19 protein-coding genes are annotated in these 22,959 nt (G+C 60.4%); 9 read left to right on the top strand and 10 right to left on the bottom strand.

The features are described from left to right. Window position 1: 1 nt before the first annotated feature. Genes D1224_RS10020 through metH form a run of 3 tightly spaced genes read left to right on the top strand, consistent with a single transcriptional unit; the run spans window position 2 to window position 3,694 of the window. Window positions 2-568, top strand: a complete 567-nt coding sequence (locus D1224_RS10020) for a pyridoxamine 5'-phosphate oxidase family protein (protein WP_119379733.1) — start codon at window positions 2-4, stop codon at window positions 566-568. Further along, window positions 565-999 carry a gamma-glutamylcyclotransferase family protein gene (locus tag D1224_RS10015; protein WP_182482229.1) on the top strand — a complete coding sequence of 145 codons (435 nt, stop codon included), beginning with the start codon at window positions 565-567 and terminating at the stop codon, window positions 997-999. Before D1224_RS10020 ends, D1224_RS10015 begins: the two co-directional genes overlap by 4 nt. A gap of 52 nt (window positions 1,000-1,051) precedes the next feature. Next, entirely contained in the window at window positions 1,052-3,694 is a 2,643-nt protein-coding gene (metH, locus tag D1224_RS10010) for a methionine synthase (RefSeq protein WP_119379731.1), read from the top strand. A 248-nt stretch (window positions 3,695-3,942) separates the two neighbouring features. Here the strand turns inward: metH and D1224_RS10005 are convergent, their stop codons facing one another. After that, window positions 3,943-4,185, bottom strand: a complete 243-nt coding sequence (locus D1224_RS10005) for a hypothetical protein (RefSeq protein WP_147372364.1) — start codon at window positions 4,183-4,185, stop codon at window positions 3,943-3,945. Between the two features lie 168 nt (window positions 4,186-4,353). On the opposite strand from D1224_RS10005, the gene D1224_RS09995 reads away from it, so the two are divergent. Continuing rightward, window positions 4,354-5,145: a sulfotransferase family protein gene (locus tag D1224_RS09995; protein WP_119379728.1), complete on the top strand. Its 792-nt coding sequence runs from the start codon at window positions 4,354-4,356 to the stop codon at window positions 5,143-5,145. Between the two features lie 76 nt (window positions 5,146-5,221). Here the strand turns inward: D1224_RS09995 and D1224_RS09990 are convergent, their stop codons facing one another. The 4 genes from D1224_RS09990 to D1224_RS09975 all read right to left on the bottom strand — a co-directional run bounded on the left by D1224_RS09990 (window position 5,222) and on the right by D1224_RS09975 (window position 8,004). Further along, complete coding sequence (locus D1224_RS09990) at window positions 5,222-5,704, bottom strand: LPS-assembly lipoprotein LptE (RefSeq protein WP_147372363.1); 483 nt, start codon at window positions 5,702-5,704, stop codon at window positions 5,222-5,224. A gap of 20 nt (window positions 5,705-5,724) precedes the next feature. After that, window positions 5,725-6,072, bottom strand: a complete 348-nt coding sequence (locus D1224_RS09985; RefSeq protein WP_119379726.1) for a hypothetical protein — start codon at window positions 6,070-6,072, stop codon at window positions 5,725-5,727. A gap of 113 nt (window positions 6,073-6,185) precedes the next feature. Then, window positions 6,186-7,052 (bottom strand): glutathione-dependent disulfide-bond oxidoreductase, encoded by an 867-nt coding sequence (gene yghU / locus D1224_RS09980; RefSeq protein WP_119379725.1) that lies wholly within the window; start codon window positions 7,050-7,052, stop codon window positions 6,186-6,188. 97 nt (window positions 7,053-7,149) lie between these two features. Next, window positions 7,150-8,004 carry a Rossmann-fold NAD(P)-binding domain-containing protein gene (locus D1224_RS09975; protein ID WP_233350475.1) on the bottom strand — a complete coding sequence of 285 codons (855 nt, stop codon included), beginning with the start codon at window positions 8,002-8,004 and terminating at the stop codon, window positions 7,150-7,152. Between the two features lie 65 nt (window positions 8,005-8,069). Here D1224_RS09975 and D1224_RS09970 point away from each other — a divergent pair, with 65 nt between their 5' ends. Together D1224_RS09970 and D1224_RS09965 are read left to right on the top strand one after the other, a co-directional pair. Next, window positions 8,070-8,726, top strand: coding sequence for a tetratricopeptide repeat protein (locus tag D1224_RS09970; RefSeq protein WP_119379724.1), 657 nt, complete (start codon window positions 8,070-8,072; stop codon window positions 8,724-8,726). Window positions 8,727-8,776: 50 nt separating this feature from the next. After that, window positions 8,777-9,433: a hypothetical protein gene (locus tag D1224_RS09965; RefSeq protein ID WP_147372362.1), complete on the top strand. Its 657-nt coding sequence runs from the start codon at window positions 8,777-8,779 to the stop codon at window positions 9,431-9,433. A gap of 6 nt (window positions 9,434-9,439) precedes the next feature. On the opposite strand, the gene mtgA is transcribed toward D1224_RS09965, so the two are convergent. Genes mtgA through D1224_RS09950 form a run of 3 tightly spaced genes read right to left on the bottom strand, consistent with a single transcriptional unit; the run spans window position 9,440 to window position 11,940 of the window. Beyond that, entirely contained in the window at window positions 9,440-10,138 is a 699-nt protein-coding gene (gene mtgA, locus D1224_RS09960) for a monofunctional biosynthetic peptidoglycan transglycosylase (protein ID WP_407647459.1), read from the bottom strand. Next, window positions 10,135-11,265 carry a tRNA epoxyqueuosine(34) reductase QueG gene (gene queG / locus D1224_RS09955; protein ID WP_119379721.1) on the bottom strand — a complete coding sequence of 377 codons (1,131 nt, stop codon included), beginning with the start codon at window positions 11,263-11,265 and terminating at the stop codon, window positions 10,135-10,137. Before queG ends, mtgA begins: the two co-directional genes overlap by 4 nt. Beyond that, entirely contained in the window at window positions 11,266-11,940 is a 675-nt protein-coding gene (locus D1224_RS09950; RefSeq protein WP_119379720.1) for a glutathione S-transferase family protein, read from the bottom strand. It lies immediately after the preceding gene. 111 nt (window positions 11,941-12,051) lie between these two features. Between D1224_RS09950 and D1224_RS09945 the strand changes: the two genes are divergently transcribed. Together D1224_RS09945 and D1224_RS09940 are read left to right on the top strand one after the other, a co-directional pair. After that, entirely contained in the window at window positions 12,052-14,787 is a 2,736-nt protein-coding gene (locus tag D1224_RS09945; RefSeq protein ID WP_119379719.1) for a M1 family metallopeptidase, read from the top strand. Between the two features lie 102 nt (window positions 14,788-14,889). Then, window positions 14,890-19,644, top strand: coding sequence for an NAD-glutamate dehydrogenase (locus tag D1224_RS09940; protein ID WP_119379718.1), 4,755 nt, complete (start codon window positions 14,890-14,892; stop codon window positions 19,642-19,644). Window positions 19,645-19,822: 178 nt separating this feature from the next. Here the strand turns inward: D1224_RS09940 and D1224_RS09935 are convergent, their stop codons facing one another. Together D1224_RS09935 and D1224_RS09930 are read right to left on the bottom strand one after the other, a co-directional pair. After that, a complete protein-coding gene (locus D1224_RS09935) occupies window positions 19,823-20,944 on the bottom strand; it encodes an AI-2E family transporter (protein WP_119379717.1) in 1,122 nt (373 codons plus the stop codon). 6 nt (window positions 20,945-20,950) lie between these two features. Continuing rightward, complete coding sequence (locus tag D1224_RS09930; RefSeq protein WP_119379716.1) at window positions 20,951-21,229, bottom strand: YrhK family protein; 279 nt, start codon at window positions 21,227-21,229, stop codon at window positions 20,951-20,953. Window positions 21,230-21,391: 162 nt separating this feature from the next. On the opposite strand from D1224_RS09930, the gene D1224_RS09925 reads away from it, so the two are divergent. After that, window positions 21,392-22,897 carry a helicase HerA-like domain-containing protein gene (locus D1224_RS09925; protein ID WP_119379715.1) on the top strand — a complete coding sequence of 502 codons (1,506 nt, stop codon included), beginning with the start codon at window positions 21,392-21,394 and terminating at the stop codon, window positions 22,895-22,897. The last annotated feature ends 62 nt before the right edge of the window (window positions 22,898-22,959 follow it).

The following is a 22,959-nucleotide window of genomic DNA, read 5'->3' as shown; positions in this document are numbered from 1 at the left end:
CATGGGCAAGACGTACGAAAAACTCGATGACAAGCTGATCGCCTTCATCAAGGCGCAGAAGATGTTCTTCGTCGCGACGGCCCCGCTGTCGCAGGATGGGCACGTAAACGCCTCGCCCAAAGGCTATGACAGCTTCATCGTCTTTGATGAAAAGACCGTCGCTTATGCTGATCTTGGCGGGTCAGGCATCGAGACTCTCGCCCACGTGAATGAGAATGCCCGGATCACGATCATGTTCTGCGCATTTGAAGGCCCGGCCAATATCGTCCGCATCTATGGGAAGGGGCGAACCCTCCAGTTCAATCACCCGGACTTCGAGGCAGAGATCGGTCGCTTCCCGCCAGGCCATGAGCGCGCGCGAAATATAATCTATGTCGATATTACCAGCGTCTCGGATAGCTGTGGCTGGGGCGTCCCCTTCTATGAGTTCAAGGGACAGCGCGATCAGCTGCAGCGCTATGTCGACAACAAGCCAGTCGAGGAATGGCGAGAGAGCCGCCTGACCAAGAACGCCTCCAGCATCGACGGGCTCCCCGGTATGACCCGCCGTTCGGAGGCCGCGAAATGATTGCACCACCTGTATCTGCCGGAGACCACTTCGTTTTCTACGGCCTGCTCAAGCAGGGTATGCCGGGCGGCCCGAAGGGCGTGGACCTGGAGCGCCACGGTGAATTCCTCGGCCCATGTCGCTTCAAGGGCGCGATGTTCGACATGGGGTCTTATCCCGGCGTATTACGCAAGGAAGGCATCTGCCACGGCATGCTTTACCGGCTCGATCATCCGCGCATTGCCCGCAAACTCGACGCGTTCGAAGGTGTGCGTACCGATGCCCCCGTAAAAGCCCTTTACCGGCGCGAGAAGGTCTCCATTCTCGACGATTTTGGCCGCCCCTGCACGAAAGCCTGGGCCTATGTCTACAACCGTCCGGTCGCGGGCCGGCCCATGGTAAGATCAGGTTTCTGGTCAGCTGGCCGCAAAAGCGCAGCAAGAACCGCCTGACGGTTTTCTCAACAACACGACGACGAAAAGAGGGTCCGTAAAAGGATCAATCATGACAAATTCATCCGCCTCCCAAACCTTCATCAATATCGGTGAGCGCACGAACGTCACCGGCTCGGCCAAATTCCGCAACCTTATCAAGGTGGGCGATTATGATGCCGCCGTCGATGTCGCACGCCAGCAGGTCGAGAATGGTGCCCAGATCATTGATGTGAACATGGATGAAGGCATGCTCGACGGCGTCGAGGCGATGACGACTTTCCTTAACCTCATCGCTGCCGAACCAGATATCGCGCGCGTGCCGGTGATGATCGATAGCTCCAAATGGGAGGTGATCGAGGCGGGTCTGAAATGCGTTCAGGGCAAGGCGGTCGTGAATTCCATCTCGCTGAAGGAAGGCGAGGCCCAGTTCTTTGAACACGCCCGCAAGATCCGCGCTTATGGTGCTGCCGCAGTCGTCATGGCCTTTGACGAGGACGGCCAGGCAGACACGGCGGCGCGCAAGATCGAGATCTGTTCCCGCGCCTACAAGCTGCTGACCGAAGAAGTCGGCTTCCCGCCCGAAGACATCATCTTCGATCCGAACATCTTCGCTGTCGCGACCGGTATCGAGGAGCACAATAATTATGCTGTCGACTTCATCGACGCCTGCAAGGCGATCCGGGCGACTCTGCCGCACTGCCATATCTCCGGCGGTCTTTCGAACGTCTCCTTTTCGTTCCGGGGCAATGAGATCGTGCGCCGGGCGATGCATTCGGTCTTCCTCTATCACGCGATCCCGGCCGGCCTCGACATGGCCATCGTCAATGCTGGCCAGCTCGATATCTATGACAATATCGACGCCGAGCTTCGCGATGCCGTCGAGGATGTGATCCTCAACCGCCGAGACGACGCCACCGAACGCCTTCTGGAGCTTGCCGAGAAGTATCGCGGCCAGAAAGGCGAGGTGCAAAAAAAGGATATGAGCTGGCGCAAGCAGCCGGTCGAAAAACGCCTCGAACACGCGCTGGTACGGGGTATTACCGAATTCGTCGTCGAGGACACGGAAGAAGCCCGCCAGAAAGCAGAGCGTCCGCTTCACGTCATTGAAGGCCCGCTAATGGACGGCATGAATGTCGTCGGCGACCTCTTCGGCGCCGGCAAGATGTTCCTGCCGCAGGTCGTGAAATCGGCCCGCGTCATGAAAGCCGCCGTGGCCCATCTGACGCCGTATATCGAGGAAGAGCAGAAGCGGCTTGGCCTCGACAAGGTGTCCAATGGCAAGGTCGTTCTCGCCACGGTGAAGGGCGACGTCCACGATATCGGCAAGAACATTGTCGGCGTGGTTCTTGGCTGTAACGGCTATGACATTGTCGATCTTGGCGTGATGGTTCCGGCAGAGAAAATCCTAGAGACAGCTATCGAGGAAAAAGCCGACATGATCGGGCTTTCCGGCCTGATCACGCCGTCGCTGGATGAGATGGTTTTTGTCGCTGCAGAGATGGAGCGCCAGGGCATTCACCTGCCGCTTCTGATTGGCGGGGCAACGACGTCGCCGGCCCACACCGCCGTCAAGATCGACCCGGTCTTTCCCTCAGCCCCGGTCATTCATGTCAGCGACGCCAGCCGCGCAGTTGGCGTCGTCAGCGCGATGATGAACGAAGCAGACCGCGAAACCCTTTGGGGCGCGACGAAATCGCGCTATAACCGTATCCGCGAGAGCCGCGCAGGCGGGCCGCCAACCCCGCGCCTACCGATTGGCGAAGCTCGCGAGCTGGCATTCAAAGCCACTGAAGCCTCTGCCCCGGCCCCGACCTTCACCGGGGTGCGAACATTTGAGGACGTCGATCTCTCAGAGCTTGCCGCCTATGTCGACTGGACCCCCTATTTCATGAGCTGGGATCTGGCCGGCAACTTCCCGCAGATCCTCGAGGATGAGAAAGTCGGCGAGGCTGCCTCAGATCTCTGGCGCGATACGCAGGTCATGCTTCAGCGCCTTCTCGGTGAAGGCTGGTTCAAACCCAAAGCGACTATCGGCTTCTGGGAAGCAAAGCGCGTTGGGGACGACATCGAGCTTGCTTCGGGCGAGAGGCTTCACACGCTGCGCCAGCAGATGAAGAAGACCAATGAGCGGCCAAACCTGGCGCTGTCGGACTTCCTGTCGCCGGAGGGCGACCATATCGGCGCGTTCTGCGTCACTTCGGGCAATGAAGCCGACGAGATGGCGAAAGAGTTCAAAGCCAATGGCGACGACTATTCCGCCATCATGGTCCAGGCGCTGGCCGACCGTTTCGCCGAAGCCATGGCCGAATACATGCATGAGAAGGTCAGGAAAGAGCTTTGGGGTTATGCCGCCGATGAAAAGCTCGAGAATAATGAGCTGATCAAGGAGAAGTATCGCGGTATCCGCCCTGCCCCCGGCTATCCGGCCCAGCCCGACCACACCGAGAAAGAGCTGATCTTCAAGCTTCTTGAAGCCGAAGAACGGATCGGCGTCTCCCTGACGACCAGCTTTGCCATGAGCCCGGCGCCGTCGGTCTCGGGCCTCTATTTTGCCCATCCTGAAAGCGCCTATTTCGCCGTTGGCCGCATCGAACGCGATCAGGTCGAGGACTATGCGCGCCGCAAGGGCTGGGACACCCGGACTGCCGAACGCTGGCTCGCCCCGATACTCAACTATGATCCATTCGCGGTGAATACGGACGAGGCGGCCTAGCCCCACCCCGACCCTCGCCGCAACCGGGTGGGCGCGAAGTACGCAATGCCAGCACGTGCGGCCGCTGAACGGGGGGCTCAGCGGGGACAATTTCCAATTTCGATGGGACACCCGCTCTAAGGCGGTGCCGCCAGGTGGTGCAGTGACGGTGTACTGGCGGTGCACGCATGGTGCAGCAGCGGTGTTTCACGAAACTGCGGCTGGAGGAGCGCGGCAAGTTCGCCAAGGTCGAGCGGAAGGAGCCGCGTCTACGGCGTGCGGTCGAAGTCCTCGCCGAGCGGGCAACGCGCGCGGCGCTCTGCCTCGCTGTCAGCCATATGCGTGACATAGATGATACCGGTGCGCCCGACCGTATAGAGCACGGTCTCGCGCCCTTCCAGCGCGGCCTTCAACAGCGTTAGCCAGAGCCGGAAGATGTAGAGCCAGAGCACCGGCCAGAAGACTGGCGGCACATGGGCGTGCATGAGGCGTATCTGCTCGCGGCTGATCATGGCGCGAGCCTAATGGTGGATAAGAAGGGGGTGGATGAAATTGTTTCTTTCACGATTTCGATTGACCGAGCCCCCCAACCAGCATTGACGGCACGCATTTTTTCTAGGTCTGATGTTGGCGCGGCGAACATCGTGTTCTAGGAACCGAAGCCCTGCCAAGGAGCTGTAATGCTTGTCTATGTCGCCACATGGCCGCGCTGCGGAAATGCGCTGACGCGCAACCTGTTGTTTCTCAACTTTCGCAATTTGACGGCGAATGGATACCCTTCAGACGCGCCCAAATCCGAGCGGTTGAAACCAGAGTATTTCGGCGACTTTGTCCGGTATTACCAAGTTGGTTACCCGCCCTATATCGGTCTCCAGAACAACGCGCTTCAGCGCCTCAAAGATAATCCGCAGCTGCGACGTGACTGCGCAGCTCTCAGCGAAATATTCTTCGTCAAAACCCATGAACTTCCGCCCGAAGAGCCGATTGAGGGCGAAGCCTATATCTGCATGACCCGGCACCCGGTCCGCGCCGTCGCCTCGTTCAGGAAACTTCGCACCAGCTATGACCTTAGCAGCATTCTTGCCGGGTCGTATGCTGGTGGGCGCTATGATGACTGGCACGAAGCCTGGGACGCCTGCGACATGCCCAATGTTACTGTGCGCTATGAAGACGTAGTCGGCGACCCGGGCGTCCTGATCCGCCCGGTCAGTACGCTCATCGACCGCCCCATCCCTGAATTTATACGGAAAATGCCGTTGGCGGTCAGCAAGGAAATGAATCCCGACCGCAATCCTGGCCTCTTTTTGAATGGCTGGCGCAAGGTCCTGACAGAACAGGAAGCGGCCCGGGTCTGGACAGAGCTGGGGGAAACCGCCTCCCGCTATGGCTACGATAACCTCACCCCTTCTGTTGATGCAGCGGATGAGGAAAATGTTTCAGCGCTTCAGGGCGATCAGGCGGTGTCGAGGTAGCGCGGTCTGTTTCGATAGAACGCCCGCCCAGCCTCGCCCCACCCTTCCAGCCGATCCTGTGCCTTTACAGCCGGGCTCACGATGAAGGCGTAAATGTCTCTACGACCAGCCACTCATCATTTATGCGGCAGTAAACTTGGGAGATATTCGGCTTCGGATGCGCAACGGCGTCGGCAGCTTCTGGTCCACAAGTATCGAACACCTGTCCGGTCCAATATGGGAGCATGCTTCGATCATAGTCGGCAAAATACATGAGGGAGACCGAATGTTCTGGATTAGTTGATCCGCTGCGTGAGAGCGTGATGTAGCCGAAGTCTGAAACACCTGCTTCTGCCGGGTAAAAACTGACGCCGGCGACCTTGAGTTGCTGACGCAATTCCGCCTCTATAGAACCGTGCGGCGCCCCCTGTTGAAGGGCCTCAATACTGCGCCCAAGCACAACTGCATGCTGCTCGTAAAAGGCAACGGTGTCAGCAATAGTTGTTTTCGATGATGTTGCCCCGCAGCCTGACAGCAAAAGGACTGCGCAAGAGGCGAGCATGAGCTTGTGGCGTTTCAAAAGTTGCCCCCCCTACAGCCTCAGCTGGAAACCTGGACCGCCATCCATCTAGCGGACAAACGGCACAGAACCGCTCCATTTCCCTTCATATTCTTCGAGGCGTCGATAGCCGTCTCATCGCAACGGTCGAAATACTGATTGCCTAGTGCTTCGTATTCAGCAGCGTCGATATCATTTGAGTACCACAGACTAACGACGCGACCGCTAATCGAAAGGCCATAGGTTTTCAGTGTCAATTGAATGCTGTCTACGACACCATCGTCACCCCGAAATACGCTCAGGCTTTCTAATCCGAATTGACGTTTCGCTTGCTTCTCAAGTTCAGCCGCACCAACTCCCTCATTGGCCGCCGAAACTATTTCTGCCAATGGTGCTTCATTGCGCTCGTAAATCTCGGCAGCTTATTCCAGATCGAACGGCCTGCCACATGCGCCTATCAATAGCGCGGAAAGCAGCAGGCCGTTTCTCTTCATGCCGAAAGCTACCCTTCCAGCTTGTCCTGCGTCTTCGTTTCGAAGTCGCTGGCGTCGTGGCGTTCGCGTAGCTGTGAGCTTGGGTCGCCAAAGGTGCGGTTGACCATGCGGCCGCGTTTGACCGCTTCGCGTTCGGCAATCTGATCGGTCCAGCGGATCACGTTCTTGTATTCGTGGACCTGCAGGAATTCGCCGGACTCATAGATGATGCCCTTGGCGAGGGCCCCATACCATGGCCAGATCGCCATGTCGGCGATGGAGTATTCATCGCCCGCCATATATTCGCGGTCAGCGAGGTTGCGGTCGAGCACATCCATCTGGCGCTTTGCCTCCATGGCGAAACGGTCGATGGCGTATTCGATCTTGAACGGGGCATAGGCGTAGAAATGGCCGAAACCGCCGCCGAGATAGGGTGCTGACCCCATCTGCCAGAAGAGCCAGTTCATGGCCTCTGTGCGCTTGTGATGATCTTCCGGCAGGAAGGCGCCGAACTTTTCAGCCAGATAGAGAAGGATCGAGCCGCTCTCGAAAACGCGGGTGACCGGGTCTGTCGTATGGTCGGCCATGACCGGGATCTTGGAGTTCGGGTTGAGGTCGACATAGCCGGAGCTGAACTGGTCACCCTCACCGATATTGATCAGCCAGGCGTCGTACTCGGCGCCCGTATGACCGGCGGCCAGAAGCTCTTCCAGCATGATGGTGACCTTCACCCCGTTGGGTGTGCCGAGCGAATAAAGCTGGATCGGATGCTTGCCGATGGGCAGCTCTTTGTCATGGGTTGGACCGGCAATGGGCCGGTTGATCTTGGCAAAGCGCCCGCCGCTTTCCTTGTCCCAGGTCCAGACTTTCGGTGGGGTGTACTCGGTATCGCTCATTGGCTGTTCCTTCCTCGCTTTGTGCGAACTTGTCGCACAGGGAGGTAATGAGCGCCAAGGCGCATTCAATCGGAACAAGGCTTTGTGATAGGACTGTTCAGCTTTTCTCAGCCTCGAAAATGGCGGTGAGGCCTTCGCGATAGGTCGGGTATTGCGGCCGCCAGCCAGTCGCCGCCTTCAGCTTTGCGTTCGGCACGCGCTTGCATTCGGCATAGAAGCTGCGAGCCATGGCGCTGGCATCGGCCTCGTCCAGAGTGACGTGTTCTGGCCGCTCCAGGCCGATCAGGTCGGCGGCGAAATCCATGACGGTTTCAGGCGGCGCCGGTTCGTCGTCACAGAGGTTGAAGACGCCGGACAGATGCGGCCGTGCGATCAGGGCCATCAGGCCGCTGGCAAGGTCATCGACATGGATGCGGGAGAACACCTGTCCCGGTTTGACCATTTGCTCCTGCTTACCTGAGCGCAGACGATCTATCGGTGAGCGGCCGGGCCCGTAGATACCCGGCAAGCGGATGAGGCGCGCATCGGGGCGCACACTGAGCCACTGGCGCTCTGCGAGCTCTCTTCTCTCACCCCTGTTGGAACCCGGATTGGCGGGTAGCCATTCAAAAGCCCAGCCTCCATCGAGGTCACCATAGACGCCAGTGGTGGAGAGGTAGGTGACAGAGGCCGCACTTGCCGCGTGCGCACCGGCCAATTCAAAGCCGGGGCAGCCTTCGTCACCGGGCGGGGTGGAAATGACGAGATGTGCATCCCGTGAAGCCGCCTCGATGGCGCCTTCATCGTCTGTCATCACAGGCTTGATGCCCTGCTCGCGCAAGGTATCTGCCTTGTCGGCGCTGCGGGCGGTGCCGAGCACCGTCCAGCCGCCTTCAGCCTTGCAGATCGCTGCCAGTTCGCGGGCGGAATAGCCCGGCCCGATCAGGAATAGCTTGCGTGAAACAACTGTCATTTGCGGCCTGTCTTCCTGCCCATTAGTCAAGAGCCTCAGATTAGAGTTCGGGGACCAGATTCCAATTGTCAGCCTTCATTGCCTTGCTCATCGCCGCGCTTCCAGTGGCGCAAACATCGACAGCAGACATCGTGCGCGCAGAGCGCGAGCGCCTGAATGACTGTCTCGCGCTGGCCGATGAAAGGCCGGAAGCCGCGCTGGAAGAAAGCCTTGCCTGGATCGGTGAGGGCGCGCGGCCAGCAGCGCGCTATTGCAACGCCATAGCGCTGCTGGGTCTTGGCGAGTACCGCGAGGCGGCGGCACGGCTTGAAGAGCTGGCCAATGCGCCTGACGCAGGCGGGCTTGGTGACCGCGCAGTGTACCTGGCGCAGTCTGGCAATGCCTGGCTGATCGCAGGTTATCCGGATGCTGCCATCGTCGCGCTGAGCAATTCGCTGAAGATCGAACCACAGGACCCCGGCGTCCTGACAGACAGGGCAGCGGCCTATCTCAGCACCGACCAGTATGAGCTGGCGCAGGCTGACCTCGACGAAGCCCTCGCCCTGGTGCCGAATTCTGTCGACGCGCTGCAGATGCGGGCGCAACTTTTCCTTGAGGAAAACAAGCTCAACGCCGCGGAGGCCGATATCAATCGCGCGCTGCTGCTCGACGGGGAAAACATCGACACGCTGCTCCTGAGGGGCCACATTCGGGAAGCCCAGCGCGTCGACGCTGAGGGCTGAGCGGACACGTGGGGGCCTTGCCGCTGCATCTGACAAGACGCAGCTGGCCAGTGCTGGCGTCGATCGGCGTCAATGGAGCGATGATTGCGCTATTTCTGGGTTTTCCGACCGACCCACTCGAGGGTGCGGAGAGTGCGCCAGATTTTATTCCGGTCGAGCTGGTCGAACTGCCACATGAAGGGGCCGAACCTGAGTCGAAACCCGAAACCCCTCTGCCAATTGAAGCAGAGCAAGCGCCGCCCCCTGCGACCGGCCCTGCACCAGCCTCGCAGACTGAACCGCGAAGCGCCATCGAGTCGCCTGTCATCGCACGGGCTGACGAAGCCGTGGAGGCCGAGGCCATGACAGGTACGCATATCGAGGATACATCGGAGGCGGACCTTCCTGTCTTTGCGCCGCCCAACGCGCGCGCCAAAAACGCTTTGCAGGCACTTGCCTGTGCGCGTCTTGGCCGAGAGCGGCCTGCCTGGTGTGATGACGCGGCCGACAGTCATGTGATCGAGGTGGCGACGCGCCCTGCCTTCGCAGAGACGCCGCAGATTGCGCCAAAGGAATGGGCCGACTTGAATGTGCCGGTGCAAGAGAAATGGTGCCCGGAGGCGGATGGCGTCATTGCGGACGTCGTGGTGGAGAATGACAGCCCGTTCCTTCAGGGGGCAGGGTCGATGGCCGGGTCACTTGCCATCAGTTCGGCAGAGCGCTGCTAGGTCGCCCTAGAGAACGCAGTTCGCCAGACCGTCATTGGAAACCACCCGCAGGCGCGATTGCAGCGTGCCCGCGCGGCCGCTGACATAGTTGCCGGGCGGGTCGACACGCCATTCATGCGGGTTAGGCAGGACTGCGGCCAGCAGGGCGGCCTCACGCTCTGTCAGCTCACTCGCATGCTTGCCGAAACGAACGCGGGCCGCCGCTTCTGCGCCGAAGATGCCATCGCCCCACTCGATCGTGTTGAGGTATTGCTCCATCACGCGGCGCTTGCCCCAGATGCCGTCGATGAAGATCGCAAACCAGGCTTCGCCACCCTTGCGGACAAAGCCGCCGCCATTCCAGAAGAAAGCGTTCTTGGCCGTCTGCTGGGTGATGGTCGACGCGCCGCGCTGTGAGCGGCCCTGGCGGCGCTCTTCAAGGGCCTGACCGACGGCTTCGAAATCGATCCCGTCATGCTCACAGAACCGGGCATCTTCAGCGGCGATGACGGCGTAGACGAGGTTGGGCGAAATCTCTTCCAGCGGGACGATGACGCGCCGGAAATCTTCTCCCTCAATGATGCGCTGGCCCATCAGGATCGTGCCGGGCACGGGCACCCATTTGAGAGCGAGCGTATAGAGGTGAACCAGCACGAAGAGGGCGGCTAAGATTTTAAGGATGCGCAGGGTCCACTTGAGGACTGGGCCGCGCGAGGATTGGCTCATGCCGGTGTCTTTTGCCATTCGGCGCTCACTTCCTCATCCGTCTCTGTTGCCTTGCGCGCGGCCTTTTCGACTGCAAAGCGGGCGGTATCAAGGCATGCGAGCGCCCAGATCGCCGCGCCCCGCACAATCGCTGCCTCATCATCCAGGTGCGGGATGACGGACGGCTCTACCAGCGAGGCGTCGCCACTGTTTGCGATAGCTATAAGAACATTGCGGAGCATACGGTTCCGCCCGATGCGCTTGATCGGGGAGCCGGAGAAGACCTCACGGAAGGCTGCATCATCGAGGGCGGCGAGGTCCGAGAGTTCTGGCAACTTCAGCTCTGGCCGGGCCCAGAGCTTTGTCTCGGCCGAACGGCTGGCGAACTTGTTCCACGGGCAGATGGCAAGGCAATCATCGCAGCCATAGATCCGGTTACCCATCGCGGCGCGAAACTCGACCGGGATATGCCCTGCATTCTCGATGGTGAGGTAGGAGATGCAGCGGCGGGCATCGAGCTGGTATGGCGCGGTGATGGCTTGCGTCGGGCAGATTTCGATACAGGAGGTGCAGGAGCCGCAATGGTCGGCCTCCGGGGCATCCGGGGTCAGCTCTGCATCGGTCAGGATGGAGCCAAGAAACAGCCAGTTGCCGAACTCACGGCTGAGGAGGTTGGTGTGCTTGCCCTGCCAGCCGAGCCCGGCACGCGCGGCCAGCGGCTTTTCCATCAGCGGCGCGGTGTCGACGAAGACCTTCACCTCGGCGCCAGCTTTCTCGACGAAGGCGCGGGCAAGCTGTTTCAGGCGTTTCTTGATGAGGTCGTGATAATCGCCGCCGCGCGCATAGACCGAGATGTTGCCGTGGGAGGTCTGCTCCAGCGCCTCTAGCGGATCGGTTTCGGGGCCGTAATTGACGGCCAGCATGATGGCAGAGCGGGCATTTTCCCACATATTGGTGGGGTGTTTGCGCCGCTCGAGCGTCGCTTCCATCCACGCCATGTCGCCGTGGCGGCCTTCCTCAACCCATTCGGCGAGGCGCTCTCCCACTGGCCAGGCCTCATCGGCGCGACAGATGCGGCAGTCCGAGAAGCCAAGCTCCAGCGCCGCTTCCTTCAGCCAGGCTTCAAGCGTCTCGGCGGCGTCTGCCATCTAGAAATCGAGGTCAGCATAATGGCGCGGCGGGCGCGTTCCCTCCACCTTGTCGGCCAGCAGCGGACGGAAGGAGGGGCGCGACTTCATCCGGGCATACCACTGCTTGAGATCGGGCGTGAGGTCCCACGGGACATCGCCGAAATAGTCGTAGGCCGACAGGTGCGCGGCGATGGAAAGGTCCGCAAGGCTGAGCGTGCGCCCCGCCATATAAGTGCGCACACCGGCAAGCCCTTCGAGGAAGCCGAGCTTGCTTTTCAGGGCATGAATGCCTTCACGCAGGCGGGTCGTGTCGGACTGTTTGGACCGGCGGACCCACTGGTTCTCACGCTCTGCCAGGAGGGAGCGGTTCACTTCGGCAAAGGAGGTCTCGCTCCACTGCCAGAGGCGGCGCACTTCGGCGCGGTCTTTTGCGAGCAGCGGCATCAGGCGCGGCGCGGCATCGGTTTCCTCTATGTATTCGAGGATTGCATGCGTGCCGGAGGCAATGATCTTCTGTTCGCCGGATGCATCGAGGAGGACAGGCAGGTCGCTGCCGGGCGGCAGGTTCGCAAGTTCGCTGATCGTTGCGCCCGGCCAGGTGACCTTGGCGTCGAACGCGATCTTCTTCTCCTCAAGGGCCAGCCGAACCGTTCTGCACCCCGGATCGAGCGGCCAGTGCCAGAGACGTTTCATGAAGTTTCCTTTCTGGACACGTTCATTCCAGTTCAGACCTTTTATCTGTAACGACTTTGCGCGATCAGTAGCGCCGATCAACGCCCATTAATTCTGCCCGGAGACTCGTGCATGTCGCTTAACAGGTTCAAAACGTCCATCCTAGTAACTGCCGCCAGCCTTGCGCTGCTTGCTGCATGTGGTCCGGGCGAAGGCGGCCAGTCAGAAGACACCACCACCGCCGAGAATGAGCCGGTTCGACTTGAAACGCCGCCTGCAGGCCAGCTGCCCGAGGGCGTGCGCCCGACGGCCTACCGCCTGAACCTGACGACGGACCCTGCGCAGGATGGCTTTACCGGTACCGCTGAAATCGACATCCGACTTGAAGAACCGCATGCGCGCATCTGGCTGCATTCGCTGGACCAGACGATCAACAGCGCTGTTGTACGCCTTGACGATGGCACCGAAATCGAAGGCACGTTCGAAGGCAGCCTTGCCGATGGCGGCGTGTCCAAGATCGACTTTGCCGAGCCTGTCCCGGCCGGCAATTCGACGCTCATCATCGACTATCGTGCGCCTTACAATTTCGGTCTCGCGGGCCTCTACAAGGCGACGCAGAATGGGCGTCCATATCTTGCCACCCAGATGGAGCCCATCGACGCACGTCGCATGTTCCCGGGCTTCGACGAGCCGCGCTTCAAGACGCCGTGGACGCTGACAGTCACCGCACCAACGGGCAATCAGGTCATCACCAATGCGCCGCTGACCGGCACGACCCAGCTCGATGGCGGGATGGTGCGCCACTCCTTCGCGACGACGCGTGAAATCCAGTCCTACCTCGTCGCGCTGGCTGTCGGCCCATACGACATGCGCGAGGGCGCGCCGCTTGCGGCCAACTCCCTGCGCGCCAAGCAGGTGCCGTTTCGCGGCTTTGCCCCCGCCGGCAAAGGCGACCAGCTTCAGGTCGCGATGAACATCACCGATGAGATGGTCGACCAGCAGGAAACCTATTTCAACTATCCATACCCGTACGCGAAGCTGGACCTCATCGCGGTACCCGACTTTGCCTATGGCGCCATGGAGAATGCAGGCGCGATCATCTATCGCGAGAGCGCGTTACTCATCTCTGACCGCACGCCTGTGGACCGCCAGCGCGGTATCCTGACCACGCATGCGCACGAGCTTGCCCACCAGTGGTTCGGCAACCTCGTCACCCCTGAATGGTGGAACGATATCTGGCTTAATGAGGCATTCGCCACATGGATGAGCTACAAGACCATGGATGAGATCTATCCTGACCAGGGTTTTGACCGCGCCACCCAACGCCGCGGCATTGCCGCAATGGGCGCAGATAGTCTGAAGAATGCGCGCCAGATTCGTAACCCGATCGAACGCAACGCCGATATCAATGATGCCTTTGACGGCATCACATATTCAAAGGGCGGGCACGTCCTGTCGATGTTTGAATCCTATCTGGGCGTCGAAGAATTTCGTGAAGGCATCCGCTTGCACATGAAGCGCTTCGAAGACGATGCAGCCGACGTCGACGATTTCATGCAATCGGTGGCTGAAGGCAGCGGCGACAATGGCGTTGTCGAGAGTTTCCGCTCCTTCATCTTCCAGCCAGGCATTCCGTACCTCAACGTCGAGACGACGTGTAACGAAGACGAGACCGGTCTCATCACCGTGACCCAGCAGCGCTATGCGCCGCTCGGGTCGCAGATCAATCCAGACGGCCAGACCTGGCAGGTGCCATTCTCCATGCGCATCGACGGCCCGGCGGGCGATCAGACGGTTCGCCGGATGCTCACCGGCAAGACGACCGAGTTCCCGCTCGAAGCAGGTTGCGCCAACTGGGTCATGCCAAACGCGGCTGGGGGATATTGGCGCTTCAACCTATCCGACGAAAACTGGAGCGCCCTGACCGATAACTTTGACACGCTGAGCGCACAGGAACAGCTTTCCATGCTCGACAGCGTCTCAGCCTCCTTCCGTGCGGGCGACGCTCCGGCCCGGGCGCTGCTCGATGCACTGGCCGCTGGCGCGCAGGGCGAATGGGACGTCGCCCTTCAATCGATCAAGATCGCGCGGGGCCTTTATGGCAGCCTGCCTGAACAGGACCGCGGCGGCATGACCGACTGGGTCGAGGAGACCTATCGGCCCGTCTATGAGGCGCTGAAGGCCCGCGAAGACAGCCTTGGCCAGGACGAAACGCTTCTGCTCTCGGACCTCTATGTCGCGCTTCTTGAAATGGGTGAGATGGACGAAGAGCGCAGCGAACTTGCAGACCGCGCCGACAGCTTTATTGGCGTCGAAGGTGAAGCGGACCCGTCTGCCGTGTCGCCGGAAGAGTTCGCAGCTGCAATGAAGTACGGCGCCCTCAATGGCGGCGAAGCCTTCTATGAGGCCGCGCTCGACTATGCCCGCAATACCAGCGACCAGCGTGAACGCAGTATCGTCCTCAGCGTGCTGGCGCAGAATGTCGGGGAAGATGAGCTGCGGGCCCTTTATGAAGAAATCAGCGGCGAGGACTGGCAGGGTCAGGAAGCCTGGTCAGTGATGCAGCAGTCGCTGCGTAATGACGCGAACCGCGAACAGGCCTGGGCCCTCTATCAGGCCAACTTCAACGATGTCATCACGCGCACGCCTGAAATCAGGAAGGCCCAGTCTGCTGGCGCTGTCGCGTCCTTCTGTGAAGCCGAAGCGGTTACCGAAGCAAAGAACTTCTTCGTGACCAATGCAGACCTCATTCCCGGTTATGAGCGCTCCCTGGCGCAGGCTGAGGAAGCGGCAAACCTCTGCTCAGCCTTCCGTAGCGAGAAGATTGATGAGCTTTCCGCAGCGCTCAGCGGCGATATTGAGGACTAAAACGCCCCTGCCCTTCGCACCTGCAGCGTGCGAAGGGCACTGGCCCCGGCCTTCCGACGCAGATAGAAGCGGGCTTTGAACGAGCCAATCAGGAGCTTCGACATGTCGGACGCCGGTCAAAACGCCACCCCGCCCATCGGCGAGGTGCGACTGGAAGATATCCTGCAGAACTTCCGCGACACTGCCGAGACCGAACACCTGTCCTTGCTGTCTGCAAAGGACATCGAAGTGCAGGCGGCGAGCATGGCGGAACTTGCCGCCAGCTATGATGGCGAGAGCGCGCGCATCCGCGTACGGGATGGGCGCGGCGATGAAGACCGCCTGACCGGCACGAGCGTGCTGGAAACAGTCACCCGTGACACGCCGTTCCTGGTCGACTCGCTACTGGGTCTTTGTGCTGAACAGGGCCTTGAGGTCCGCGCCCTTTTCCACCCCATCCTGACGACAAGCGAAGGCGTGCGCCTGTCGCTGATCCAGATTCATGTGCCAGCGTTGAGCGCGGCCGAATGCAGGACGTTGAAGGACGGTGCAGACGCGACGCTTCGCGACGTCGCCATGGCAGTTGCCGATTTCGGCGAGATGCAGGCACGCATGCAGCGCGAGATCGAGCGACTGGAGAACGACCCCTCCTGTGAAAACGAGACATGCAGGGAATCCATCGCCTTCCTCAACTGGCTGGCCGATGAGCATTTCGTCTTCCTGGGTGTGCGCGACTACCGGTTCGAAACCGCCGAAGATGGCACAGTGCTGCCTGAAGAGCCGCTTATGGTCGAGGGTTCCAATCTGGGCCTCTTGCGCGACGAGGACCGCAACGTTCTTCGGCGCGGTTCAGAGCCGCTGATGCTGACCCCGGCCATCGGGGCGTTCCTGTCGGAGCCTGACCCGTTGATCGCGGCGAAATCGACGCTGACCTCGCGCGTGCACCGGCGTGCCCTCTGCGACTATATCGGGGTCAAGCATTTTGACACCAAAGGAAACGTCGTCGGTGAGACGCGCTTTCTCGGGCTCTATACCGCCGAAGCCTATAATCAGAGCGTGCGAGACATTCCGCTGGTGCGCCAGCGCGTTGCAAGCGTGCTGGAAGCGACCGGCGCAATTGAAGGCAGCCATGACTTCAAGGCGCTGTCCAACATATTAGAAACTTGGCCACGTGATGAACTGTTGCAGGCCGACGCGGAGACGCTGATCCCGCTGCTACAGGGTGCGCTGCATCTGGTCGGGCGTCCGCGCACGCGTCTCTTTGTGCGCCGTGACCGGTTCAACCGCTTTGTTTCAGTCCTCGTCTTCGTGCCGCGCGATGGCTACGATTCCGCTGTGCGGGAACGTATCAGCGCGCATGTCACGAAGGCGTTCAAGGGCAAGCTTATTTCCTTCCAGCCGCGCTTTGACGCTTCCCCGCTAGCGCGGGTGCACCTGTTGATCGAGTTGCCGAATGGGACGGTCCAGCCGGATGTCGAACAGCTTGAAGCCGATGTGGCCAACCTTGCGCGGACCTGGGATGACGCTTTCCGTGAAGCACTGGCCGGGCTTGGCGTCCCTGACAGCGAGTTTGAGAAAGCGAACGCTTTCCGCGGTGCGTTCAACGCCGCCTATCGCGAAGCCTTTCCGCCTGCAGAAGCGCTGCTCGATGTCGAAGCGATCCGCGCCCTTGGACCGGCGCGGCCCATCCGCTTGCGCGCCTTCCGACCTGACGGCGCGCCGGAATCGGAGATTTCTGCCAAGATCTATTCGCGCAGTGGCGCAATCGCCCTGTCGGACTGTGTCCCGATCTTTGAAAATATGGGCCTGTTCGTCGATTTCGAGACCGGCTATCCGGTCAACCCGAAGCCCAAGCCTGCCGCAGATGGGCCAGACACGTACTGGGTTCACGCGCTGAAGATGCGTACCGCTGGCCGCACGGCGCTCGACCCAGCGGATATTGCAGCCCGTTTCGAAGAGGCCTTTGTAGCGATCTGGGATGGGCGGGCAGAGAATGACCGCTTTAACGGTCTTGTGTTCACCGCCTCGGCGACATGGCGCGAAGCGGCCTTGCTGCGCACGCTCTGTGCTTACAGGCACCAGACGGGTCTCGACCCGGCTCGCGGCACGCAGATTGAAGCGCTGCAGCGCCATCCCGGCTTGACCCGCGCCCTGCTCGAACTCTTCGAAATCCGGTTTAACCCGGGCACGGGCGAGGACCTGAAAATCCGCGCGAAGAAAGCCGAGGAAAAGCGCCTCGACATCGAGGCACGCCTGAATGAAGTCTCCTCGCTGGATGAGGACCGCGTGATCCGGCGCATCGCACGCCTCATCATGGCGATTCAGCGCACGAATTTCTGGCAGACGCGGCCTGATGGCACGGCCCACCCATTCATCAGTTTCAAGATTGCGAGCCAGGAGATTTCAGACCTCCCGGCGCCAAAGCCGTTCCGTGAAATCTTCATGGCGAGCCCACAGGTCGAAGGCGTGCATTGCCGCTTTGGCAAGGTGGCGCGCGGCGGCCTTCGCTGGTCTGACAGGCGCGATGATTACCGCACTGAAGTTCTCGGCCTCGTGAAGGCCCAGCAGGTGAAGAACGCCGTCATCGTTCCAGTTGGCTCCAAGGGCGGCTTCTTTCCCAAGCAGATCCCGGCGAATGCCAGCCGCGAGGAACGCAACCAGGCGGGTATCGCGGCCTATCGCACTTTCATCAGCTCTCTCCTCGATCTCACCGGCAACCTGATTGACGGCAAGGTCCACCAGCCTGCTGATGTCGTTGTCTGGGATGGAGATGACCCTTACCTCGTGGTTGCGGCCGACAAGGGCACCGCGACCTTCTCTGACATTGCGAACGAGATCAGCCTTGAGCATGGCTTCTGGCTGGGCGACGCATTCGCCTCGGGTGGGTCTGCTGGCTACGACCACAAGAAGATGGGCATCACGGCACGCGGCGCGTGGGAAGCGGTGAAGCGTCACTTCCGCGAGATGGGCAAGGACATCCAGACAGAACCGTTTACCGTGATCGGCTGCGGCGACATGTCGGGTGATGTGTTCGGCAATGGCATGCTGCTGTCGAAGCAGATCAGGCTGAAAGCGGCCTTCAATCACATGCACATCTTCATCGATCCGGACCCGCAGGAGCCAGAGCGCCTGTGGGAGGAGCGTAAGCGGATGTTCGACCTGCCGCGCTCATCCTGGATGGATTATGATCAGTCGCTGATCTCAGAAGGCGGCGGCATTTTCGAGCGCAGCGCAAAGTCCATTCCGCTGAGCGCCCAGATAAAAAAGATGACCGGCCTCAAGACCGATGAGGCGACGCCGGATGAACTGCTGCATGCCTTGCTGAAGAGCGAATGTGAGCTGCTCTGGTTTGGCGGGATCGGCACCTATGTGAAAGCATCGCAGGAAACGCAGGGCGATGCTGGCGACCGGGCAAATGACGCGATCCGTGTCAATGGCCGCGACCTGAAGGCGAAAGTCATCGGCGAAGGCGCAAACCTTGGCCTGACGCAGGCCGGGCGCATCGAGTTTGCGCTACGCGGCGGGCGGGTAAATACCGACGCCATCGACAATTCGGCCGGCGTCGACAGCTCTGACCATGAGGTCAACATCAAGATCCTCTGCTCTGAAGCGATGCGCGGGGGCGCCCTGCCGCGCGGAAGCCGTAACCATCTGCTGGCGACGATGACAGACGACGTGGCAGCCCATGTGCTGGCTCATAACTACTCGCAGACCGGCGCGCTCACCCTGGCTGAAGCGACCGCCGGGCGTGACCACGAAGCGAATGAACGGCTGATGTGCTATCTTGAGGGCCGCAGCGTGCTCGACCGCAAGGTGGAGAGCCTGCCCCCAACATCGGAGATGACGGAGCGCGCGCAGAACAAGCAGTGGCTGACCCGGCCCGAACTGGCCGTGTTGCTGGCCTGGTCCAAGATAACGCTGTTCGACGATATCGTCGCATCCGATGTTCCGGATGACCCATACTTTACAAAGACGCTGGAAGGCTATTTTCCGAGCGAGCTGCACCAGTTCGATGATGCAATGGCAGCCCACAGGCTGCGCCGGGAGATCATCGCCACCGTGCTCGCCAACCGGCTGATCGATGCGGGCGGCCCGCTCATGCTGCTGCGGCTGCGTGAACGTACCGGCGCTGAAAATGCCGAAATTTGCCGCGCGTTTGAGACCGCCGCCAGCCTGATCGGCCTGCCGGGCTTCCAACAGGACGTTCACCGCCTCGACAATGAAGTGCGCGCTAGCCTCCAGACGGAGCTTATGCAGATCGGCGCCGAAGCAGTTGCCGATACCGCCGCAGCCCTCATCCGGCTCGAACCGGGCGCCCCGGTCGAAGAAACTGTGGAGCGCTATCACGGCGCATTCAAATCACTCGACGAGACCCTTGAAAGCTCTCTTGAAGGGTTCGAGGCACAGCAGGCCCGCAAGCGCGCCACAGCCCTTACGAATGCAGGCCTGGAGAAAGCTTTCGCCAGCAGGGCAGCGCTGATGCCACTTCGTCCGGCAGCGGTAGAGCTTCACGCTCTCGCACATGGGCCGAATGTCTCGGTCGACGAAGCCCTCAAGACCTATCTCAAACTGGGCGAAGCACTGCGCCTCGACAGGCTGCGCCATGACGCACTGAGCGGCATGGAAGGCGCGAATTACTGGGAGAGGCTCGCAACGCGCCGCCTGATCGAGGACATTCGCCGTCATCAGGCGCAGGCGACTGCCATGGCGCTAGAAGAAGGCAGCCTGGAAGACTGGCTTCGCGCACATGACAGCGAGAAACGGGCCCTGACGAGCCAGCTATCCACACTGTCATCGGCAAATGCGAATTTCGCGCAGTTCACGCTGGCAGCCGACGCTGTCCGCGGCTTCATGTCGGGCGCAGCAAGACAGGATTGAGGAGGTAAGGCCCAAGCGGACCCGCCAGACGGGGACGTGTCCGGCGGGCCCTACGGGCAACTCCGCAGGCTGGGTGGGGGGACGCACGCGGAGGCCCGATTATCTGGCACGAGCTATAAGTTCGTAGCCGTCACCTGGCACACGCGATATATGTGAGTGCCGGACATTTCTGCCAAGGTCAGTTGGCAGTCGTCTCTGCAGAATTCTGCGCGATACTGTCTGGCTCTCCCGTCAGTGTGCCTCCGGGGTCACCATCCGCAGATAGAAGTACCGCGATCCAGCGCGTCGTTTCTGATTGCGCACAAAGGATCATGATCAGGACGGTGAGCGGCGCGGAAAGGAACATGCCCGGTATGCCCCAGATCGCCCCCCAGATTGCGAGCGAAAGCAGCACGACCAGTGCAGATATGTTCAATGACTCGCCCATGATACGCGGCTGAACGAAATTGCCGATCATGAACTGCCAGAAGCTGACAGCCGCAAAAACGATCGCCGCAAAGACATAGCCATCCTGCGCACCACCGGGGATCCAGCTGGGAACTTCCGGCTGCACCAGTGCGAACAGCATGGGTACGAAGGCGGCAACGATAGAACCGACGGTCGGGATATAATTAAGGATGAAAATGAGACCTGAGAGGAAGATCGCATTCTCCACCCCGACTGCAACCAGCGTAATGTAGGTAAATACGGTGATCATCACGGAGATGACTGTCTGGGTCCAGAGATAGGTTTCGATCCCCCGGCGAGCCGCGTGACCGATCTTGCTGACCTGCGCGCGCGTCGCGTCGTCATGGAAGATGCGGTCCAGCTTCGGTGCCCATGCACTCTGCGCAAGAAACAGAAAGGCGACGTAGATCAGGATGATGACAAGGTCTCCTGAGAGGTCTCCCATCGCGCCCGCAATGGTGGCGAAGAAACGCTGGCCGCGCTCATCGAAGAGGATCTCCGTAAGCGTGGGGGCCTGCCCCATATTCACCGTCTGATATACATCAGCAATGAGCGTATTGATCTTTTCCTCATACTCGCCTGCCTGATCGCTGAATTGGGCAATCCCCTGCGCAAGCAGACCAATGAAGAGACCGAAGCCGAGAAGCGTGCCGAGTATTGAAACGGCGCGGCTCGTATTTTCGGACATGAATCCAACGCGTTCGCGGATAAGGCGTGTGAAGCCTTCCATGATGAGAAACAGGAACACCGCCAGCGCGAACGGCGCGAGAATGGCTCGGCCGAAATAAAGCAGGGCGATGATGACCCCAATCGCCATGATCCAGAGGGCAACGATGCCCGACCGCATGCTCATTCCGTTCTATTCTCCCTGCGCTTTGTCACCGTTGTTTGGTAGACGCGACATGTGGAAATCACGGGCGAGGTGGACGCAAGGCCTGATTGCAAAAAAGAGCGAGCCAATCAGGAAGAGCCAGGTCGCTGGCGTCTGGGTTGCCTCGCTGAAGAAAAGCGCAGAGCCGATAACAAATGCGGCCGCTGCCGCCGCGTCCACGGCATCATAAAGCTTCTGATAATTGCCGAAGACCTCGCCGTGCTTGCTGGTGTCGAAATTCATCCAGTGGTGGGATTTCTTGCTCAAGGTCAGCCTCCTTGTTCTGGTGTCTGAATGTGTCGTCTTCAGAATGGCTCTCGCGTCAGGCGACGTCAAAACACGTGCCGCGCTCATTTGCCATCCGCCGGGCCTTTGCGGCTGCTGCGTTTACGGCTAGCTTCCGCCCCCGCGAGACGAAGGAACAGGCACATGGGCGACAGCATCTATATCGGCGGGGGCGGTGAAGCTCAGAACGAGGCACAGCGGCTGCTCCTGAAACAGGCCAATCGCCATGGTATTATTGCGGGCGCGACAGGCACGGGCAAGACGGTGACCCTGCAGATCATGGCAGAGGGCTTTTCGAGCGAAGGCGTGCCTGTTTTCTGTGCCGATGTGAAAGGTGATCTGTCCGGTATCGCCAAATCCGGCACCGAGACATTCAAGCTGCACGACGCCTTCATGTCGCGCGCCACGAAGATCGGCTTTGAGGACTACAGCTATCATGACGTACCTGCCGTCTTCTGGGATGTGTTTGCCACGAAGGGACACGCTGTCCGCGCGACCATAGCGGAAATGGGCCCGACGCTGCTGTCGCGCCTGATGGACCTCAGCGAGACACAAGAAGGCGTCCTGACGGTCGCTTTCGAATATGCCGATGATGAGGGCCTTCTCCTGCTGGACCTCAAGGACCTTCAGAAGCTGCTCATCCACCTTGGCGACAAGGAAGTGCGCGAAGAGGTGTCACTTCGCTATGGCAATGTGGCAACCTCCTCGCTGAGCGCCATTCAACGCAACCTCCTGCGGCTTGAGCGCGAGGGTGCAGAGCTTTTCTTCGGAGAGCCGGCACTCGACCTCTCGCACATCATACGAAATGCGGATGACGGGCGTGGCATCGTGAACGTGCTGGATGCAACGCGCCTTATTAACTCACCAAAGCTCTATTCGACTTTCCTGCTCTGGCTCCTGTCTGAGCTGTTTGAGCAACTCCCCGAGGTGGGCGACCCGGACAAACCAAAGCTCGTCTTCTTCTTTGACGAGGCGCACCTGCTCTTCAAGGATGCGCCAAAGGCGCTGGTCGAGAAGATCGAGCAGGTGGTGCGCCTTATCCGCTCCAAGGGGGTCGGTATCTATTTCGTGACGCAGAACCCGCGCGACCTGCCCGACAGCGTCCTCGCCCAGCTCGGTAATCGTATCCAGCATGCCCTGCGCGCCTATACGCCGACTGAGCGAAAAGGCGTGCGTGCAGCAGCAGAAAGCTTCCGGCCAAACCCCGATTTCGACACCGAGGAAGTCATCACCGCACTCGGCACCGGCGAGGCGCTCGTCTCGACGCTGGACGCCAAGTCGACACCGGGTGTGGTTCAACGCACACTGATCCGGCCGCCCTCTTCGCAGCTGGGTCCGATCAGCGATGACGAACGCGCCGACATCATGTCGGCGAGCCCTGTCGCCCGCCAGTATGACGAAGTAGCTGATCGTCAGTCCGCCTATGAAATCCTCAGCGCCAAGGAGGAAGCCGCTGCACGCGAGGCAGAGCGCCTTGCCGAGCAGGAGGAAAAGGCCAAGCGCGAGCTGGAAAAGAAAAAGAGCCGCAGTCGCTCTTCCCGCCGCCAGTCCGTTGGCGAAGCGGCCATGAAAACAGCGACACGTACCATTGCGCGCGATGTCGCGCGCTATATCCTGCGCGGAATTCTCGGAGGTATGAAACGGCGCTGATCGACGGCCACCACGCGCCGTCACAGCAGCGTCGCGACAGCGTTATCGTTCTGATACGAAAC

This window comes from Henriciella barbarensis (assembly GCF_003576345.1).
Lineage (GTDB): Bacteria > Pseudomonadota > Alphaproteobacteria > Caulobacterales > Hyphomonadaceae > Henriciella > Henriciella barbarensis.
The sequence above is the reverse complement of the archived record's forward strand: the minus strand, read 5'-3'. Positions and strand labels throughout refer to the sequence as shown.

Coding starts and splice junctions, on each gene's coding strand:
- D1224_RS09945 (WP_119379719.1), top strand. CDS start 12,052: ATGTCGCTTAACAGGTTCAAAACGTCCATCCTAGTAACTGCCGCCAGC.
- D1224_RS09940 (WP_119379718.1), top strand. CDS start 14,890: ATGTCGGACGCCGGTCAAAACGCCACCCCGCCCATCGGCGAGGTGCGA.
- metH (WP_119379731.1), top strand. CDS start 1,052: ATGACAAATTCATCCGCCTCCCAAACCTTCATCAATATCGGTGAGCGC.
- D1224_RS09935 (WP_119379717.1), bottom strand. CDS start 20,944: ATGAGCATGCGGTCGGGCATCGTTGCCCTCTGGATCATGGCGATTGGG.
- D1224_RS09975 (WP_233350475.1), bottom strand. CDS start 8,004: ATGACAGTTGTTTCACGCAAGCTATTCCTGATCGGGCCGGGCTATTCC.
- yghU (WP_119379725.1), bottom strand. CDS start 7,052: ATGAGCGATACCGAGTACACCCCACCGAAAGTCTGGACCTGGGACAAG.
- D1224_RS10020 (WP_119379733.1), top strand. CDS start 2: ATGGGCAAGACGTACGAAAAACTCGATGACAAGCTGATCGCCTTCATC.
- D1224_RS09995 (WP_119379728.1), top strand. CDS start 4,354: ATGCTTGTCTATGTCGCCACATGGCCGCGCTGCGGAAATGCGCTGACG.
- queG (WP_119379721.1), bottom strand. CDS start 11,265: ATGGCAGACGCCGCCGAGACGCTTGAAGCCTGGCTGAAGGAAGCGGCG.
- D1224_RS10005 (WP_147372364.1), bottom strand. CDS start 4,185: ATGATCAGCCGCGAGCAGATACGCCTCATGCACGCCCATGTGCCGCCA.
- D1224_RS10015 (WP_182482229.1), top strand. CDS start 565: ATGATTGCACCACCTGTATCTGCCGGAGACCACTTCGTTTTCTACGGC.
- D1224_RS09950 (WP_119379720.1), bottom strand. CDS start 11,940: ATGAAACGTCTCTGGCACTGGCCGCTCGATCCGGGGTGCAGAACGGTT.
- D1224_RS09925 (WP_119379715.1), top strand. CDS start 21,392: ATGGGCGACAGCATCTATATCGGCGGGGGCGGTGAAGCTCAGAACGAG.
- mtgA (WP_407647459.1), bottom strand. CDS start 10,138: ATGAGCCAATCCTCGCGCGGCCCAGTCCTCAAGTGGACCCTGCGCATC.